The 16,590-nt window shown below is 46.8% G+C and carries 15 protein-coding genes; 2 read left to right on the top strand and 13 right to left on the bottom strand.

Annotated features, from left to right (window positions below; genetic code table 11):
* Positions 1-23: 23 nt before the first annotated feature.
* The 6 genes from SPIRS_RS05635 to SPIRS_RS05610 form a co-directional block, all read right to left on the bottom strand.
* Positions 24-1,190: an ATP-binding protein gene (locus SPIRS_RS05635; protein WP_013253714.1), complete on the bottom strand. Its 1,167-nt coding sequence runs from the start codon at positions 1,188-1,190 to the stop codon at positions 24-26.
* Between the two features lie 94 nt (positions 1,191-1,284).
* A complete protein-coding gene (locus SPIRS_RS05630) occupies positions 1,285-2,325 on the bottom strand; it encodes an ABC transporter permease (RefSeq protein WP_013253713.1) in 1,041 nt (346 codons plus the stop codon).
* Between the two features lie 19 nt (positions 2,326-2,344).
* Positions 2,345-3,835, bottom strand: coding sequence for a sugar ABC transporter ATP-binding protein (locus SPIRS_RS05625; RefSeq protein ID WP_013253712.1), 1,491 nt, complete (start codon positions 3,833-3,835; stop codon positions 2,345-2,347).
* 104 nt (positions 3,836-3,939) lie between these two features.
* Complete coding sequence (locus SPIRS_RS05620; protein WP_013253711.1) at positions 3,940-4,905, bottom strand: substrate-binding domain-containing protein; 966 nt, start codon at positions 4,903-4,905, stop codon at positions 3,940-3,942.
* A 65-nt stretch (positions 4,906-4,970) separates the two neighbouring features.
* Positions 4,971-5,981 carry an inositol 2-dehydrogenase gene (gene iolG, locus SPIRS_RS05615; protein WP_013253710.1) on the bottom strand — a complete coding sequence of 337 codons (1,011 nt, stop codon included), beginning with the start codon at positions 5,979-5,981 and terminating at the stop codon, positions 4,971-4,973.
* A 79-nt stretch (positions 5,982-6,060) separates the two neighbouring features.
* The gene (locus SPIRS_RS05610; RefSeq protein WP_013253709.1) at positions 6,061-6,885 is read right to left on the bottom strand and encodes a TIM barrel protein; all 825 of its coding nucleotides are present in this window, start codon (positions 6,883-6,885) and stop codon (positions 6,061-6,063) included.
* Positions 6,886-7,181: 296 nt separating this feature from the next.
* On the opposite strand from SPIRS_RS05610, the gene SPIRS_RS05605 reads away from it, so the two are divergent.
* Positions 7,182-8,261: an ROK family protein gene (locus SPIRS_RS05605; protein ID WP_245537707.1), complete on the top strand. Its 1,080-nt coding sequence runs from the start codon at positions 7,182-7,184 to the stop codon at positions 8,259-8,261.
* A 5-nt stretch (positions 8,262-8,266) separates the two neighbouring features.
* Here the strand turns inward: SPIRS_RS05605 and SPIRS_RS05600 are convergent, their stop codons facing one another.
* Positions 8,267-9,298 (bottom strand): LacI family DNA-binding transcriptional regulator, encoded by a 1,032-nt coding sequence (locus SPIRS_RS05600; RefSeq protein WP_013253707.1) that lies wholly within the window; start codon positions 9,296-9,298, stop codon positions 8,267-8,269.
* 524 nt (positions 9,299-9,822) lie between these two features.
* Here SPIRS_RS05600 and SPIRS_RS05595 point away from each other — a divergent pair.
* Positions 9,823-11,109, top strand: a complete 1,287-nt coding sequence (locus tag SPIRS_RS05595; RefSeq protein ID WP_013253706.1) for a hypothetical protein — start codon at positions 9,823-9,825, stop codon at positions 11,107-11,109.
* A gap of 12 nt (positions 11,110-11,121) precedes the next feature.
* Here SPIRS_RS05595 and SPIRS_RS05590 read toward each other — a convergent pair whose 3' ends face one another.
* The 6 genes from SPIRS_RS05590 to SPIRS_RS05565 form a co-directional block, all read right to left on the bottom strand.
* A complete protein-coding gene (locus SPIRS_RS05590) occupies positions 11,122-12,282 on the bottom strand; it encodes a UxaA family hydrolase (protein ID WP_013253705.1) in 1,161 nt (386 codons plus the stop codon).
* Position 12,283: 1 nt separating this feature from the next.
* Positions 12,284-12,589, bottom strand: coding sequence for a UxaA family hydrolase (locus SPIRS_RS05585; protein ID WP_013253704.1), 306 nt, complete (start codon positions 12,587-12,589; stop codon positions 12,284-12,286).
* Between the two features lie 40 nt (positions 12,590-12,629).
* Positions 12,630-13,628: an electron transfer flavoprotein subunit alpha/FixB family protein gene (locus SPIRS_RS05580; RefSeq protein WP_013253703.1), complete on the bottom strand. Its 999-nt coding sequence runs from the start codon at positions 13,626-13,628 to the stop codon at positions 12,630-12,632.
* Positions 13,629-13,643: 15 nt separating this feature from the next.
* Positions 13,644-14,444: an electron transfer flavoprotein subunit beta/FixA family protein gene (locus SPIRS_RS05575; RefSeq protein WP_013253702.1), complete on the bottom strand. Its 801-nt coding sequence runs from the start codon at positions 14,442-14,444 to the stop codon at positions 13,644-13,646.
* Between the two features lie 18 nt (positions 14,445-14,462).
* Entirely contained in the window at positions 14,463-15,548 is a 1,086-nt protein-coding gene (locus SPIRS_RS05570) for a hypothetical protein (RefSeq protein ID WP_013253701.1), read from the bottom strand.
* 69 nt (positions 15,549-15,617) lie between these two features.
* A complete protein-coding gene (locus SPIRS_RS05565; protein ID WP_013253700.1) occupies positions 15,618-16,589 on the bottom strand; it encodes an FAD binding domain-containing protein in 972 nt (323 codons plus the stop codon).
* Position 16,590: the final 1 nt, after the last annotated feature.

Here is a 16,590-nt window from a genome sequence, read left to right as displayed (position 1 = left end):
CATGTCTTCGCCAATTGACGGTTTTATATAGCATTCTCCATAAGCTTTTCTTTTATGTGTCTCCAACCCACGACATTCATGTTGTTTCTTCTAAAACTTTCTTCTCCTCCGTATACCAAATACATCTTCGATGGTTCCACCCCACTGAGTTCGCTCCAATACTTAAGTCCAGCAAAGTACTTTTCCTGAATCGTTGCACTGGATTTTATCTCCACTCCATACGTTTGACTTCCTGCATCTATCACTATATCAAGCTCTTTTTTATGATTATCTCTCCAAAAATAGAGTCCCACTTTTTCTCCCGTATTTAAATTTTCCTTCATCAGCTCATTGACTACAAAGGTTTCGAAAATACTCCCTTTCAAGAAATGATAATCAAGTTCTTCTTTTTTTCTAATTCCTAGCACATTGCAGACAAGTCCTGTGTCGGTAAAATAGATCTTTGAATTTTTTACTATCCTTTTGTTATAGTTCTTATAATAAGGCCGTATCCTGTATATGATAAAACTCGCCTCAAGTACACTGATCCATTCGTTTACTGTGTTATGAGATATTCCGCATTCCTCTCCTATTGATGCAAGATGTAACTCTTGTCCTGTTCTTCCAGCCAACACCCGGATAAACTTCATAAAGTTATCCAAATTCATGATCTGTTTGATCTGACGCACATCCTTCTCTATGTATGTCGCAATATAATTTTTATAGAATGTCTCAGGCCGAATATGCTGATCATAAATCCTGGGGTACATCCCATTGTACAGCAAATCACCCAGGCTGTTATTGGTTGCTTTTAGTTCAGACGCAGTAAACGGCAAAAGTTTTACGATTCCTACACGTCCGGATAATGATTGACTGATCTGTTCCATCAAGAGAAAATTATGGGATCCGGTTATTACTATTTGGCCATTTTCTTTGTGTTTATCAACATGTGTCTGTAAATAGGATATCAGTTGCGGTACTCTTTGGATCTCATCAAAGATAACCTTTCCGCCATACCGCAAAAGAAATCCCCGGGGGTCATTTTGAGCAAATTCTCTGTGGTCTATGTCTTCCAATGAGACATACTCATAGCCTGAAAACACTTTTTGCGAAAGTGTCGTCTTCCCTGACTGACGTGGACCTAATATTGCTATAATTGGAAATTCTTTGCTGAGCAGGAACAATTCTGATTCTACTTCTCTATCGATCACATAGATCAGTGTACAATATTTGTACATATTGTCAATGTATGTTTAATATTGTACACTATAACAACGATCGCTAAACATGGATAAAGGCCCTGTTTTAGTTGTTTTTCTGCCCCGTCATATCAAGAACAACAGCAAAAATGATAATCACACCTTTGACGATGTCCTGGAAATAGGAAGAAATACCAAGATAAATTAAGGCACTTTTTACGATACCTAAAATTAATATACCGGCAAAAACACCGCTGATACGCCCGATTCCTCCTCTTTGAGAAACACCGCCTATGGTCGCAGCAGCAATTGCATCCAGTTCCATATTCAGTCCCAGGGTTGGGTTTCCGGCGCCGGTCCTTGCTGCAATCAGGACTCCGCCAAGGCCTGCAAAAAGCCCGGAGAGGGCATATACCTTGACCAAGTTATGTTCGACATTGATTCCGACTACACGTGCAGCAGCACTGTTTCCCGCCAAGTTACCTCCTATTGCATATACACTTCTGCCGAACCGTGTTTGATTCAACAGGTACCACGATATGGCGCCGCATATAATAAAGAAAACCATAATACCAGTTACATCGCCCCAAATATGGATATTGCCGAACTTGTTAAAGCTGTCGGTCAATTGCGAAACAGGCTGTCCTTTTGTATAGACCAAAGCAAGGCCCCTTGCGATACACATGCTGCCTAAGGTTGCGATAAACGGATGGATTCTCGTATAAGCAATAAACATGCCGTTTGTAAATCCAACGGCCAAACCAACGGCCAGACCGATCAGTAGTGCAACGACCGCAGGGTAAGGGGCCATACCGGGAAAGATCTTGGCAGAATATGCTAATTTTTGCGCAAAGCTCCCAGCCACAACCGACGACAAGGAAACAACAGATCCAAGAGATAAATCGATTCCTCCGGAAATGATACAAAACGTTACACCGAACGTTAAGATGCCTACTCCCGATTCTGCTTGTACCATATAAAGAAAGTTATCCGGGGCAAAATAGGCACCTCGGGTCAATATTCCGAGTAATAGATATGCCATGGCTAAGATTACAAACATCTTATTTTCGGAAAGCAGACTTATCAGGCTTTCCTTTCTACTGGTAACCGGGGGTAGGTTGTTATTCTGTTTCTTCAAGGATTCCATGCTTTAGTTCCTCCGTTCGTTACTTAATTGCCAATTCCATTATTCTTTCTTGTGTGAAATCGGGTCGCTTAATGATTCCGGTCATCTTACCCTCATGCATAACTAAAATTCTGTCGCTCATGCCCATAACTTCCGGCATTTCAGAAGAGATCATGATTATTGCCTTTCCTTCTCCAGCCAGTTTCGTAATTAATGAGTGAATTTCTGCTTTTGCCCCTACGTCAATTCCCCGTGTAGGTTCATCGACAATCAAGATATCCGGTTGCATCATCAGCCAACGTGCAACGATGGTTTTCTGTTGGTTTCCACCGCTGAGGTTCATGATCCGTGCTCCATAACCCGGCATTTTTATGCGTAATTCATCACCGAACGCTATGGCTTCTTTTCTTAATGCTACATGATTTATTTTATACAAACGATTGCAGTATTTTTTTAGATTCGCGATGCTGATATTGTCAAGGACACTCAGAACGGGGAAAATACCCGAGGCCCTACGGTCCTCCGTTACCATTCCTATGCCATGGCGGATAGCATCCTTGGGTGACTTTATTTTGATGTTTTTTCCATTCAGCTGAATAGTTCCAGCGCTTTTTTCTCTCATTCCGAAAAGCGTTTCACAGACTTCAGTCCTACCTGCTCCAACTAATCCGTAGAACCCGAAAATCTCTCCCTTATGCACGGTAAAACTGATATCCTGGAATGTTTCTCCCGAACTTAGGTGTTCGACTTTCAATACCGGCCCCTTAATAGGACAATCGACTTTCGGATAGATATTGTTCACCTTCCTTCCGACCATCATGCTGATCAGACCCTGAGGCGTGGCATCTTTGACCGTAGCGAATCCTGCATTTTTACCGTCCCGAAAAACAGTAACGTCATCACAAATTTCAAAGATTTCATCGATTTTGTGGGAAATATAAATTACGGCCTTGTTTGCTGCCTTCAGTTCTTCAATAACCGTAAATAAAGAACGAATTTCCGCCTCAGTCAACGCCGATGTCGGTTCGTCCATGATGATTATTTCGGCATTATATGAAACAGCTTTGGCAATTTCCACCATCTGCATTTGCGCAACCGATAAGGAACCCATCAACTTTGCAGGATTCACTTTAATATGCAAGCGGGAGAGAATATCTCTGGACTGCCGCATCATTTCCGTTTGATCAAGATGTATTCCCTTTCGCAATTCCCTTCCGAGCCATATGTTATCGCAGACACTTCGCTTTGGAATCGGATTTAGCTCTTGGTGAATCATCGAGAGGCCATGTCTGATTGCATCTGCCGGGTTTAAAATGGTAACAGGCTCTCCATGCAAAGAGATTTGGCCGGAATCCATGTGATACACTCCTAACAAGCACTTCATCAATGTGGATTTTCCTGCCCCATTTTCACCCATTAGTGCATGAACAGTCCCTTTGCGTAACGAAAAATTAACTTGATCAAGCGCCAGAACCCCTGGAAATCTTTTGACCACATCATGGATTTCAAGAACATATTCGCTTCCATTCACCGTTCGTTCCTCCAGTTATTCCTATGTGAGCAGGAGCATTATATTGAGCCCGAAAAGCCGTCCGGCAATTGGGCTCAGCATAAATAAAGAAGTAAAATTTGATGCTACTTCATGTAATTTTTATAGTTGCTTTGATCAACCAGCTGAAATGGAATATCGATATAGGTATCTATTTCCTGACCAGAAGCCAATGCCATTGCAGCCTTGAGAGCCCCTTCTCCCTGCCCTTTTGCATCCTGAAAAACGGTGGCATAAAGTTCTCCGTTCTCCATTGCAGTAAGTCCGGCCGCTGTTGCATCGATACCTACCACAGGAATCTCTTTCGGGTCCAAACCAGCCTGTTTCATTGCCGCAATCGCGCCTAAAGCCATTTCATCGTTATTACAGATTACGCAATCAAACTTCTTGCCGCTGGCAATGAACTGCTGCATTTTATTCAGGGCCTTTGCACGATCATACTCAGCAGTATCCTGATACACCTGATTCAGGGTAAAACCGGCATCTTCGAGCCCTTTTTTCACAGAAGAGGTCCTTAAGGTAGTATGCTGCAGTCCAAGTGTACCCTGTAACAGGACGTAGTTGATTGTCTTTACATTTCTTTCCGTAAAAAACTTTGCCAATGCCTGAGCCTGGAATGCTCCGGATTTATGTTCATCCGAGCCAACATACGTCTGTTTGCCTTTTACCAGATCGACATCCGGGGCCCTGTTCACAAAGACCACCGGCATATCCCCCGCTGCACTAAGAACAGCCTGTGAATTGTCAGTAGTGACAAGGTTGACAATCAAAGCATCATAATCCTGGGCTGCAAACTGCTGAACTTGCGAAAGCTGTGCATTACTGCTTTGTTGCGCATCTTGTGAAGCAACCTTAACCCCTTCTTTTTTTGCTTCTGCCAGGCATGCATTTTCCATGGTCGACAGGAACTGATCACGCAGTGCCATGGTAAAAGCGATCCTATAGCTTTTACCGCCCTCCTGAGAGGATGAGCTCTCCTGACTCCCATTGGCAAAAATTGGTGTCAATAATAACGAGAGAAGAACCAAAACCATACTGAATCTTTTTTCCATAAGATCCCCCTTCTGTATTACATAAATATGCTACCATTTAGAATGGTAGAATTATCGATTCGGACTTAGTACGATACTGTGATACTCTTTCCCTGCTTCAAGGATTCAGCCGCAGCAGCAGCCAAAATAACAGAATTCAGCCCATCAATTCCTCCCACCGGAACAGGTCGCCCCTCGGCAACAGCATGAACAAATTCGATCATCTCATGAGAAAAGGCCTCCCTATAGCGCTCAAGAAAGAAATACAACGGCTTTTGCGCGACGACGCCCTCTTTCCCCCAAAAGGTTCCGGTATGCAGAGTGTCATTTCCGGTAACCATCATTCCCAGAGAACCGAAGACCTCTCCCCGCTGATCGTATCCGTATGCTGCTTTTCTGGAATTATCAATGACGGCCATGGCCCCGTTCTTCATCTTCATGCTTATGATGGCAGTATCGATATCACCTGCGGACCCAATCGCGTTGTCGACCAGGACATTTCCGTATGCAAAAATTTCATCGACTTCGCTTCCGGTGAGATATCGCACCATATCAAAATCATGAATTGTCATATCCATGAAAAGGCCGCCCGACACTTTGACATAGTCGAGGGGAGGCGGAGACGGGTCCCGTGAAGTTATTTTTACCAGGTGCAGTTCCCCAATTGTTTTTTTGGCAACAGCCTCACGGAGAGCCATAAAATTGTGGTCGAATCTTCTATTGAACCCAACCTGGAATTTCACTCCCGATTTTTCAACGACATCAATTGTTTTCTTTATTTCCCGGATATCAAGATCGATGGGCTTTTCACAGAAAACATGTTTCCCGGCAGTGGCAGCTTCCCGGGTACATTGGGCGTGCGTATTGGTAGAAGAACAAACCAAGACAGCATCTACTTCCGGATTGTTGATCACATCCTTATAGTCTCTTGATATGGTTTGGATATTAAATTCCGCAATCCATTTTTTTGCCTCATCCGTCATATAGGGATCGGCGATGATCTTAATTTCCGCATGTGGAATATTGTAGGTAATACTTCGTGCATGCACATAGGCAATTCTTCCCGCCCCAATAATTCCTAAATTCAATTTTCGCATTTTCCATTTTCTCCTTAGCCAGACCATGCGATCAAAATTTCACCAAAGCTTATGGCAAACTGTTTTTCTGAGCAAAATATTACGTATTGAAAATGTAATGAATACTTTTTGTAAGCTTCTGCTTCAGCTCTGATAATCCCAGCTTCTGAATAGAAGAAGAGAAGGGTTCAAAGGAGATCGGGGCATCACAACCGCCGTCAAGCAGCCGCGTAATCTGATTCTTGTTATCCATTATGTCCTGTGCATCCACCAAGACACGGTCATCATCGGTGATTGCATCTTTTTTCTTACCGGCATATACACCTGAAATATGGACCATACCCGTCCATTCAGGAAAAACCTGCTTTTCTTCGGAAAGGAAATGATGAAAGGTGTCGTGTACAATGCGGTAAAGGACATCGAAGCCGCTATTTTGAATTGCTGCGACGGCTTCTTGCTTATAGCGTACACTGCAGATCGGAAAACCCAAAGGCTCGATAAAACCCACCATATTTTTCTTTTCAAAAAGCGGTCCATACGTTTTCAGTGCCTGCACGAGATCCTCTCGTTGCTGTTCCTTTCCCCGAGCATCCTTCGGATCATTTACCGGACAAAGAACGATGTTCTTACATCCGACCTTTTCCGCCTCTGCCATCAGCAGAAGCAGTTCCTCCTTTTTCTGCTCAAATAAAGCGGGATCATTAAACCGCTGCAAAGCATTGATGGTAAGTATATCGATCCCCAAGCCGTGACAGACTGCAATGATATCGGCAGCACGTTCACCACCGAGAACCCGGCTGTCTTCCAGGTCATTTCTCAGCTCAATGCCGGCAAAATCACAATCGGCAGCAAATTTGATGAATTCCGTGATGGAGAGACCCGGTTGTATAATTCTGTTAAGGCCGAGCCTGTTAGCGTGAGTCATACGTTCTCCTTTATAGCTCTTGTAATTTTTTTCATCCCCATGGGAATAGGGTATCATAGTTTTTTTGTTTGTCAACTTTATTTCGATACTTTGTATCAATACTTTATTATCTATTAACCTTGACTTTCGGAAGAAAACATCCTACTCTTCCACACATGAAGACGACTGAGCATGGAAACAAGCCCAAGAATATTCGATCAAAGAACAAAAAACTGATTGTTGAGTTGTATCGCAGTAAAGAGATGCTATCGGTCTCATCAATTGCACAAAAAATCCACCTGAGCCGTACGACCGTCATGAAAATTAACGAAGATCTTCTGCAAGAAGGGATTATCGTTGCTGCGGGTAAGGGCTCTTCAACGGACGAAGGGGGAAAGAAGCCCTCGCTGTACCGTTTCAATGCTCAGAATAAGCTCATCATTTCGCTTCATATAAAATATGATCGAATTCATTTTCGTCTCTCTGATCTTACCTATAAAAGCCTGAAAAAAGACGAAATATCCATACGGGAAAATGAGGTTTTCCCGGAAATCGCAAAAAAAATGAAGATATTGATTGAAAGGAACAGCAGTCCAGAGGAGCGGCAATCCACGTTCCTTGCCTGCATGGTGGCAATTCACGGCAATGTGGATTCGGAAAGCGGCATCTGCATCCATTCAACCTATTTCCCATCATGGGGAACCTACAATAATCTAAAAGAACAGCTTACCCCCGTGCTTGGTTTGGACTGTCCCATCTATCTTGACAACTGGATACGCTATAAGGCGTATGGGGAGAGCAAGATTGGTCTTGCAAAAAACTACGATACCGTTGTGCTGATCGACGCAGGCTGGCATGGGGTCACTTCAGGAATCCTCATCGGAGGGAAAATTTATGCTGGTAAGCATTTTCTCTCCGGCGAGATAGGACACAGCCTGATTAATCCGCAGGAGACAGAACTTTGTGCCTGTGGAAGTTCCGGCTGTTTCGAGCAGCAAATATCGGAAAAAAGAGTACTCACCAGGGTACGCACATTACTGGAGCATTACCCGGGCTCCACATTGGCTAAAGAAGGTAAAGGATTGGGTCTGCTTTCCGTTTTCGATGCTGCCGACGAAGGTGATTCTCTGGCCAGAACCGTTTTGGACGAGGTTATTAATTGGTTTGCGATTGCAATCTCCAATATCATTATGTTCTTCGATCCCGAAATCATCTTGATCGAGGGTGAATACGCCTCAAAATGTCGCTACATGGAAAAGGGAATCGATAAGCGAGTATGGGAACTCGCCCTTCCCCGCCTAACACGTCAAACGGCTTTGCTATTCAGCGACGGACAATCGGTTCCTACCCTCAAGGGTGCGGCAATCCTCGGAGTCGATAAATTTTATACGATGTAAAAAGCTTATTGATAGAATTCCAGGGTTTCTTTGATAACGAATTCGGGAAAAACCTTATATGCTTTTCGATCTTGTTCCTTACCGGTGAGACCGTCGAAAAGAAGCTGTACGGCTTCATATCCCTGCCGAAAAGGATTCTGATGAACCAACATGTCGATAGTTCCCCGCTCCAGATAGGGCCATAGACGACGATAGATGTCGGTTGCGATAAAGGTGATCTTCTTCTGAATTCCAAGCTCTTCCATTGCCTCTCCGCAAAAGTGGCCACCGTAGGTCACCAAATACAAGCCCTTCAAATCAGGATATCGCTCCCAGAGTGTTTTCACCGCAGCCTTCAATCTGCAGGGATCTTCATCGGTCTCCAGGATTTCTCCCAGCCTGAGCTGTGGCCAGTAACCGTTAATTGCAGCTTTAAAACCTTCGGCCTTGTACGCATGGTCCATTATCTGATTGCTTCCGGTCAGGACACATACTGTTCCGGGAGTATGAATGAATCGCCCCATGTAGGATGCTACGATTGCTCCGGTCTTCTGCGGAGGAACAGCAACCGTGGCGGTCCGCTTACTCTCCGGCGCATCGGTAGCCATGGTGACGACATGAACACCCGAACTCACCAATTTATCAATAACCACATTAAGGCGACGCATGTGCCCGGCACAGACGGCAACACCATGGAACCCTTCTGCAAGATAGGTTTCCATCCATGCATTTTCTTCCTCATAGCCCAGTTTTTTCGTTTTCGTGATCTCAAGGTGAACATTAAGATCTTTCAGCTCTTCCGCCGCAGTTCGAAGCCCCTGTTCAACGATCCGATAGAATTCATCCCCCTTCTCAGGGATGATAGCCGCCAGCCGATACTGCTGCCGGGAAAGCGATTGGGCAAAGCGGTTTATCCGAAATCCCTGTTGTTCACAAACCTGCAGGATACGTGCCCGTGTATCTGCGTTTATACCACTTCGGTTATGCAATGCCCGGTCGACACTACCGATAGAAACTCCACATAGTCGGGCAATATCCTTAACTGTTACCTTCTTCAATGGAATCCTCTTTTCATAGAAACATCATTGCTATGATATCATGATGTTTTCACATATCAATAGCTTCACGTACCTTGCGTTTTTTTCGTATTCACCCCTAGGTAGTCTTGTGCTGCTTGATTTTTCCAATATCACCGTTTGGCTTTTTGCGTTCCGCAATTCTATACATCTGCATATCATATTGCATTTGGATAATCATCCAATAAACACTGGACGGGTCGACAAAAATTTCCCTCGCTAAGCTATAGGGCGTCATGCCATAGGGTCGAGAAATTCTTCTTTTAAGATCTCGCCGGGTATTGGATACGGCACATCCAACGTTTTAGTTTCTCCCATGATAAACCTCCATTAATCATACGCTAACAAGCCTTCAGTTCTGCTAATTTCATGAAACCATAGAATAGTATAGAGACTTCGGCCCTATCAACATCGACAAAAGACCTCCCACACATCTCTTGACTTTTTCATAAACTATGATACCGTATCGTGTACGTACACGATATAAACACGATAAGGAGACGACCATGTATCGCCATTTAAATGTGCGTGTCGATTATACGGACTGCGATTACAGTGATTTACGTATGGACACTCAGGATAAAGAGTGTCTGACCCGCCTTGCGGCACGGGTCAGGGAGATTGCGGAAAGGCCGGAAATGGAAGAGAGGAAGAGGCTCTGGAGCCGACATAACCGCTTGGATAATGAACGTCCCATGGTCTTTGCCGATCCTGAAAACGGCTGGCATGAGATCATTCCGGAGGAGAGCCTGGTCTGCCGAAACGATATTGCTCGGCATTGGGAGCTTACGTTGCGAAAGCAAATCTTCTGGGGAGACGAGATGAACGACGATTATGTTGTCGAACCGGTCTTTGATCTTCCCCACGTGTATACGGAAACACCCTGGAGAATCCGCGGCAAGGAAGAAAAGAGTCTTGCCTTTACCACGCAACTGGACGGGGGAGCCTACCACATCGAATCCATCATGGATTCCTATGATGAAATCGATAACCTTTTAGATCCGGAAATCGTTGTGGATTATGGCACCACGGAAAAACTACTGGAGCTTGCCGAAGAGATCATGGGCGCCTTTCTGAAAATACAAAACAGAACCGTATGGTTCTGGTCCTTTGGCATGACCGACGAGTTCGCTCAGCTGCGGGGAATGGACAAGATGATGCTTGATTTCTTTGATCAGCCGGACGGTATTCACGCTTTAATGAAGCGACTACAGCAGGGGACACTCAAAAAACTGGACTTCCTGGAGCAGGGGGGACTCCTCTATCCCAATAATAATTACACGTTTATCGGTTCCGGCGGACTCGGATATACCGACGAACTGCCGTCCCTTGAACCGGCGAAACTCTCCACGATGTGGGGGCTGGCAGAGAGTCAGATCACCGTAGGAATTTCTCCGGATATGTTTGCCGAGTTTATCTTCCCGTATCAGAAAGAGATCATGGAGCGCTTCGGGCTCACCTGCTACGGATGCTGCGAAGGCATGGACCCCCGATTCCATATTGTTAAGGCCGCAAAAAATCTCAGACGCGTTTCGGTTTCGCCCTGGGCCGATCCGGAAAAGATGAGTGAGCTTTTACGGAAAGAGTACATCTATTCCATGAAGCCCTCACCCACCCCCTTGGCCCAGCCCGAAATAGACATGGAGACGGCAGAAAAGGAACTCAAAAGGAAGCTGGAAATATCGCGGGACAACAACGTTGTCGAGATCATCATGAAAGACAACCATACCCTCGGAGGGAATCCATCCAACATAACCGGCTGGGTGAACATGGCGAAGCGTCTCGTCGGATAAAAGGAGGTTCGGCTATATAACCGGCCCTGTCATATAGATATCCATGGAACTGGTGTAACCTGATATTTCCGCCTTTGTCTTTTTGCCCGAAGCAACTCGAACCACCTCATCAAGGAGGCGGTTTCCTGCATCCGTAAGGCTCTCGCTACCGTCTATGACCGGGGAGACATTGAAATCCATGTGGTCTTTCAGGTTACTCCACGTCTTTTCGTTTCCGGTCACCTTGATCACAGGGACGAAGGGAAACCCCTGAGGTGCCCCCCGTCCCGTTGTAAATGTGATGAGGGTAGCTCCCGCCGCCGCCAAACCGGTAAGAAGTTCCGGTTCCCGTCCGGGAGAGTTCATGACGACCAAACCTTCGACATCGGGACGAACACCGTATTCATACACCGCCTGAATTTTTGCAGATCCCGCCTTGGCGATCGCTCCCAAAGACTTTTCTTCGATGGTCGTGAGCCCACCCTTGATATTTCCCCCGGTCGGCTGGCCTCCCCGGATATCAAAGCCCATCTGCATGGCACGGTTCTCCATCTGGTTCACCAGAGAGAGAATTGCATCGGCAGTCTCTTGATTCTTTGCATGGCGTGCCAAAAGATGTTCGGCGCCGATAAATTCGGTTACCTCTCCTAAAATAGATGTCCCCCCTGCTTTTACAATGAGATCGGAAAGGATTCCAACGACCGGGTTTGAAGAGAGTCCCGATGTAGTATCGGAACTGCCGCATTTGAGGCCAAGTACCAGTTCACTGATGGGAAAGGGTTCCCGTTTCAGCTCGCTTACCGCCGTCACCATAGCTTGGGCCAGCAGAATGCCCTTTGCGACAGCCTTGGCTGCCCCACCCTCTTCCTGGATTGTAACAATTTCAACAGGCTTGCCCGTTTCCGCGATGGACTTTGCAACCCGGTCGACGTTTGTACTTTCACAACCAAGACTGACCAACAAAACTGCCGCCAGATTGGGATTCTTCCCCAATCCGATCAGGACATCAGTTACTCTATTAATATCAACGGGGGTCTGGCAGCATCCCTGGTGATGCAAAAAAGGTGTTGTCCCGGAGACCTGCCGAGCGATTCTTTCCGCCACTTCATTCGCACAAATCACCGTTGAAAGGATTCCTACATCGTTTCGAGTTCCCACGCCGCCATCTTTTCGTGCATATCCGAGGAAATTCATCTCATGTACCTCCCTTATGTTTCAGGTCACCACGTCCGCGAAGGCTTTCGATATTCTGGACATGCGCATGGGCTCCCCGGGGAATGTCTGCGGTGGCCCGCCCCATTACCTCGCCATACTTTATGATGTCGGCGCCCTTGGGAATATCCACAACGGCAAATTTATGGCCATAGACAATGGCATCTTGCACAACCACACTCACCGCCTGTTCTCCTTTCAGGAAATGGCAGGTCTGCCCCGCTTCCACATCCCGCAAAGCGGTGGCAACATTATCCCGATTTGTAATCAAAATGGCATCTTGTTTCATCTGAACACCTATCCTCCCCGGCGGCGATCCGCCTTCTTGGCTACAGGGCCTTCAAGGCCTTTACCATCGCAGGAACCACCTCTAAAGCATCTCCGACAATACCGATATCGCAGACATCGAATATCGGCGCATCCGGATCGCTGTTTATGGCCATTACCGTACCTGCTTTGACAAACCCGGCTGTATAATGATTTGCACCCGATGTTCCGATGGTAATCAACAACTTTGGACCTATAGCCTTCCCGTTCACCCCGATCATGCTGCATTCGGGGATCCATCCCTCGTCCAGGGCCGGACGCGTACCGCCCAAGGCGCCGTGGAGCAGATCAGTCAGCTCCTCCAGGGGCAGTAAGGATCCCTGGCATTTCATGCCGTATCCTCCGACGACCACAACATCCGAGGTATCGATTTGCGGCCCCTCCGGAATGGTTTCAACCATTTCGATGCACTTCACCCGAAAATCACGTTCATTGAGTTTTACTTCCATGGGGATGAGTTCTCCGGAATGATGGTCATCGCGCGGAGGTTTCTCCATCACGCCCTGTTGCACCGTAACCATTTGAGGCCGATGTTCCGGACAGGCGATATTGACAATCATTCCGCCCCCCCAACCGGGGACGGCCGCCATCAATAACGGTTTGTCTCCGCTTTTATCAATCTCGAGTTTGCAGCTGTGGGCCGTTAAACCGGTCTTTATCCTTGCCGCAACGCTGGGGGCCAGATCCATCCCAATGGTGGTACCACCCAAAAGCAAGATTTCCGGCTGCTGTTTCTCAAGGAGATCGCTAATGAGCCTTGTGTATGCATCGCTTTGATAATAGGTAAGCCGGGGATCGCTGAAAAGATAGACTTTATCCGCACCATAGGCGATCAACTCCCGGGCCAGGGGCGAAAGCTCGTCACCAATGAGTATCGCGGCGGTACCCCCTCCTATCTCTTCTGCAAGTTCGGAAGCCTTTCCAAGAATCTCAAGGGAAACATCCATCAGCCTTCCATCTCGTTGTTCCGCCCAGATCCACACCTCGTGTATTGCATTCATTCTTTCGCTCCCTCTCTATACAAGCGCCTCAGCCTTGAGCCTTTTGATGGCAGCTGCGACCATCTCATCCACGGAACCAGTAAGAATCATTCGTTCCCGTTCGAGTTTCTGCTCATAGCTCTTTCCTACCCGTGTCGGAGAACCGGCAAGCCCGATGGCGTCGTTGTCCACCTCAATGTCCTTTACCCCCCATGTTCGCGACACCTTGTCCATCAAGGTAAGGATGCCTTCGGCCGTGGCCGTTCTCGGTTGGTTTATTTCCCTCGACACGGTGATAAGGAGCGGCACACACCCTTCAATTGTCAGATGGCCATACTCGATATTCCGCCTGACCACAGCCTGCCTGCCATTCGGCAAAGAGATATCCGTCGCATTACAGATGTGGGGAATATCCAGCAACTCGGCAACCTGGGGTCCCACCTGTTCGGTCGCGCCGTCTACCGATTCGTTTCCGCACAAAACGATATCGACATTGCCGATCTTTCTGATACCCGCAGCCAGGACATAGGCGGTGGCAAGCGAATCGGCCGCGGCAAAGGCCCGATCACAGAGAAGCACCGATTCATCGACTCCCAATGTCAACGCCCAATCGAGAACCTCCTTTGCCTGGGGCGGGCCCATGCTGATCGCCGTGACCTTCCCAGAAAATCGTTCGCGAAGCCTGAGCGCTTCTTCTATGGCGTTTTCATCTACCGGGTTCAGTATCGTTGGAATATTTTTCCGACTAATCGCCCCGGTCTCCGGATCCAAGGTGATCTTTGAAAAATAATCGGGGTTTGGAACCTGTTTTATACATACCACGATGTTAAGAGACATGATTTCCTCCGTGATTTCTCATACTTCAAGCAGGTGCAGCATTATCTCCCACTTTAGATTATTAAAGCCGAAATGGATTACTTCCGTATGCCGGTCCAGATCCTTTATTGCCTCAGGAGGCAAATGATCTTTTGCAATAACAGCACTCCCTTTAGCTGGTTTGAGAATTTCATGGGCCATTCTTACATCGTCCATTTTTTTGTTTATGAGATACCTCTCTCCAGTCAATTGATCGGTAAAGAAAACAACCATATCCGGGCGGCAAAATTCCTCGGCATCCGCCACAAGAGAGAGGTCCTCAAGATTGTCACCAATGTAGAGTAAAAGATCCGGCTGCAGCTCGGAGACCCCGTAGGAGTCAATCATGTCGGCGATGGAAAACCAGTTTCGATTTTCGCTGTAGTACGATGCCTTCCAGATTGCCTTTCCGAGGCTTGTCCGAAATGCAACATACTTACCAAGACGCGCACTATGGACAATGAAATCGGGAACCGAAACAATCTCCCGACGCTCCACCCCAAATCCCAATGTCCGTGTAGGAGAAGGCGTAGGCACATGCTCTCTAACCTCATCACGATGTTTAATAATCTGCTTGGATGAAGGCTCGGGAAGGGGCACGGAAAAGATGGCTTCAGGCTCGATTTTTTCCATAAGCGAGAGAACAAACCAGTTGATATACCCTGTCTGATACAGTTTACGAAAAGAATCGCGAAGATTTTCATGCGCCTTTATTTCGAATTCCTCCGGTTCGATTTTTTCCTGAAGTAATTCAAAAAGAGGATCAAACAGCTCCCTGGTAACCTCGTTTATCGGGTCGGAAAGAAATCGCCGTAAAGAAACCGGCATAAGAATAGATTCCAGCTGCAGTCGTTGCCGTAGCGCTCCTTCGACTCTACTATATTTTGTGCTGAGAAATTGGGCTTCATCCAACCAATCTGAATAGTATTCGGCAAGGAAGGAGCTCCGCGTGCTGTTGAACTTTTTATAAAAATCCTGCCGTACAGCCTCATCGATGCTGACACTGTCCTCCTTTATAACGACCTGCGGCTTTTCTTTTATAAATTCAGTCAATTCCTCATATCGGGTATTCCACAATGTTGACACAGGGCTTCCTCCTTGGGCGTTATTACATCGAAACGGCCCGGCCGACACCGGCCGGACCTCATGAACCGGCTACCTGCAGGCCAACAGGGTCTGTTTGATAAGACCTTTTGCAATCTGAATTTTGTATTCGTTCATGGCCAGAGGTTTTGCACCCCAAACGGCCGCCTCTCCCGTGGTTTCGGCGACCTCTTCGTCCAGGACCTTCCCCTTAAGATAGGCGACCGCCCTCGCAGGAACGTAGGGTTTATAATAGACAGCATTCAAGCAAAGCATCGCATCCTCAACCTTTCCATCCGCTATGGTAACGGCGGCTGCACAGTTGACAACTGGGAAATCGATGGACTTACGAATAGCGAACTTTTTCCATGAACTCTTCATTCCAGCAGCAGGGGCCGAAATCTGAAATTCGGTAATAATCTCATCCGGATCGAGAGTATGCATTCTCGTCGGATCCTTTTCCGGAAACATCTCTGTGATATCAAGGGTCCGCTTGGAGGTTACGATCTTTGTCCCAAGGGCAATCAGTGCAGGAAGCGTATCGCTCGGATTCACCGCCAGACAATCCTTTACATCGCCAAAAATCGAGTGATAACGATTATCTCCTTCTGAAGCAAAGCACTCATCTCCGCCCTTTCTGGCACAGGAAAAACGGTTATTCGGGGTTCTGAAATACCAGCACCGCGAATTCTGGCAGACATTTCCGCCGATAGTCCCCATTTCTCGGATGTGGGGAGAGGCCGCATGCTGTGCGGCAAGGGCCAGCGCAGTATAGTTTTCCTGGACCGCTGTATTGTGTGCGATATCTTCAAGCCTAACCAGGGTTCCGATTCGTAAAAACCCATCCTCTTCCTTTATCTCCTCGAGCCCCGGAATGGTCTTGATATTGATTAATGCCTCGTAGGGTGTCGGCAGGATATTGTCTTTGTAAAAGCCGACGATATCTGTACCGCCTGCTATCACTTTTGCCCTGCCTTCAAACCTGTATAGGAGCTCGACCGCTTCTTCTACTGTTGAAGCGTCAAAATGTTTGAACCGTACCATG

Origin of the sequence: Sediminispirochaeta smaragdinae DSM 11293 (genome assembly GCF_000143985.1) — a bacterium.
In the GTDB taxonomy this organism is placed as follows: domain Bacteria; phylum Spirochaetota; class Spirochaetia; order DSM-16054; family Sediminispirochaetaceae; genus Sediminispirochaeta; species Sediminispirochaeta smaragdinae.
The sequence above is the reverse complement of the archived record's forward strand: the minus strand, read 5'-3'. Positions and strand labels throughout refer to the sequence as shown.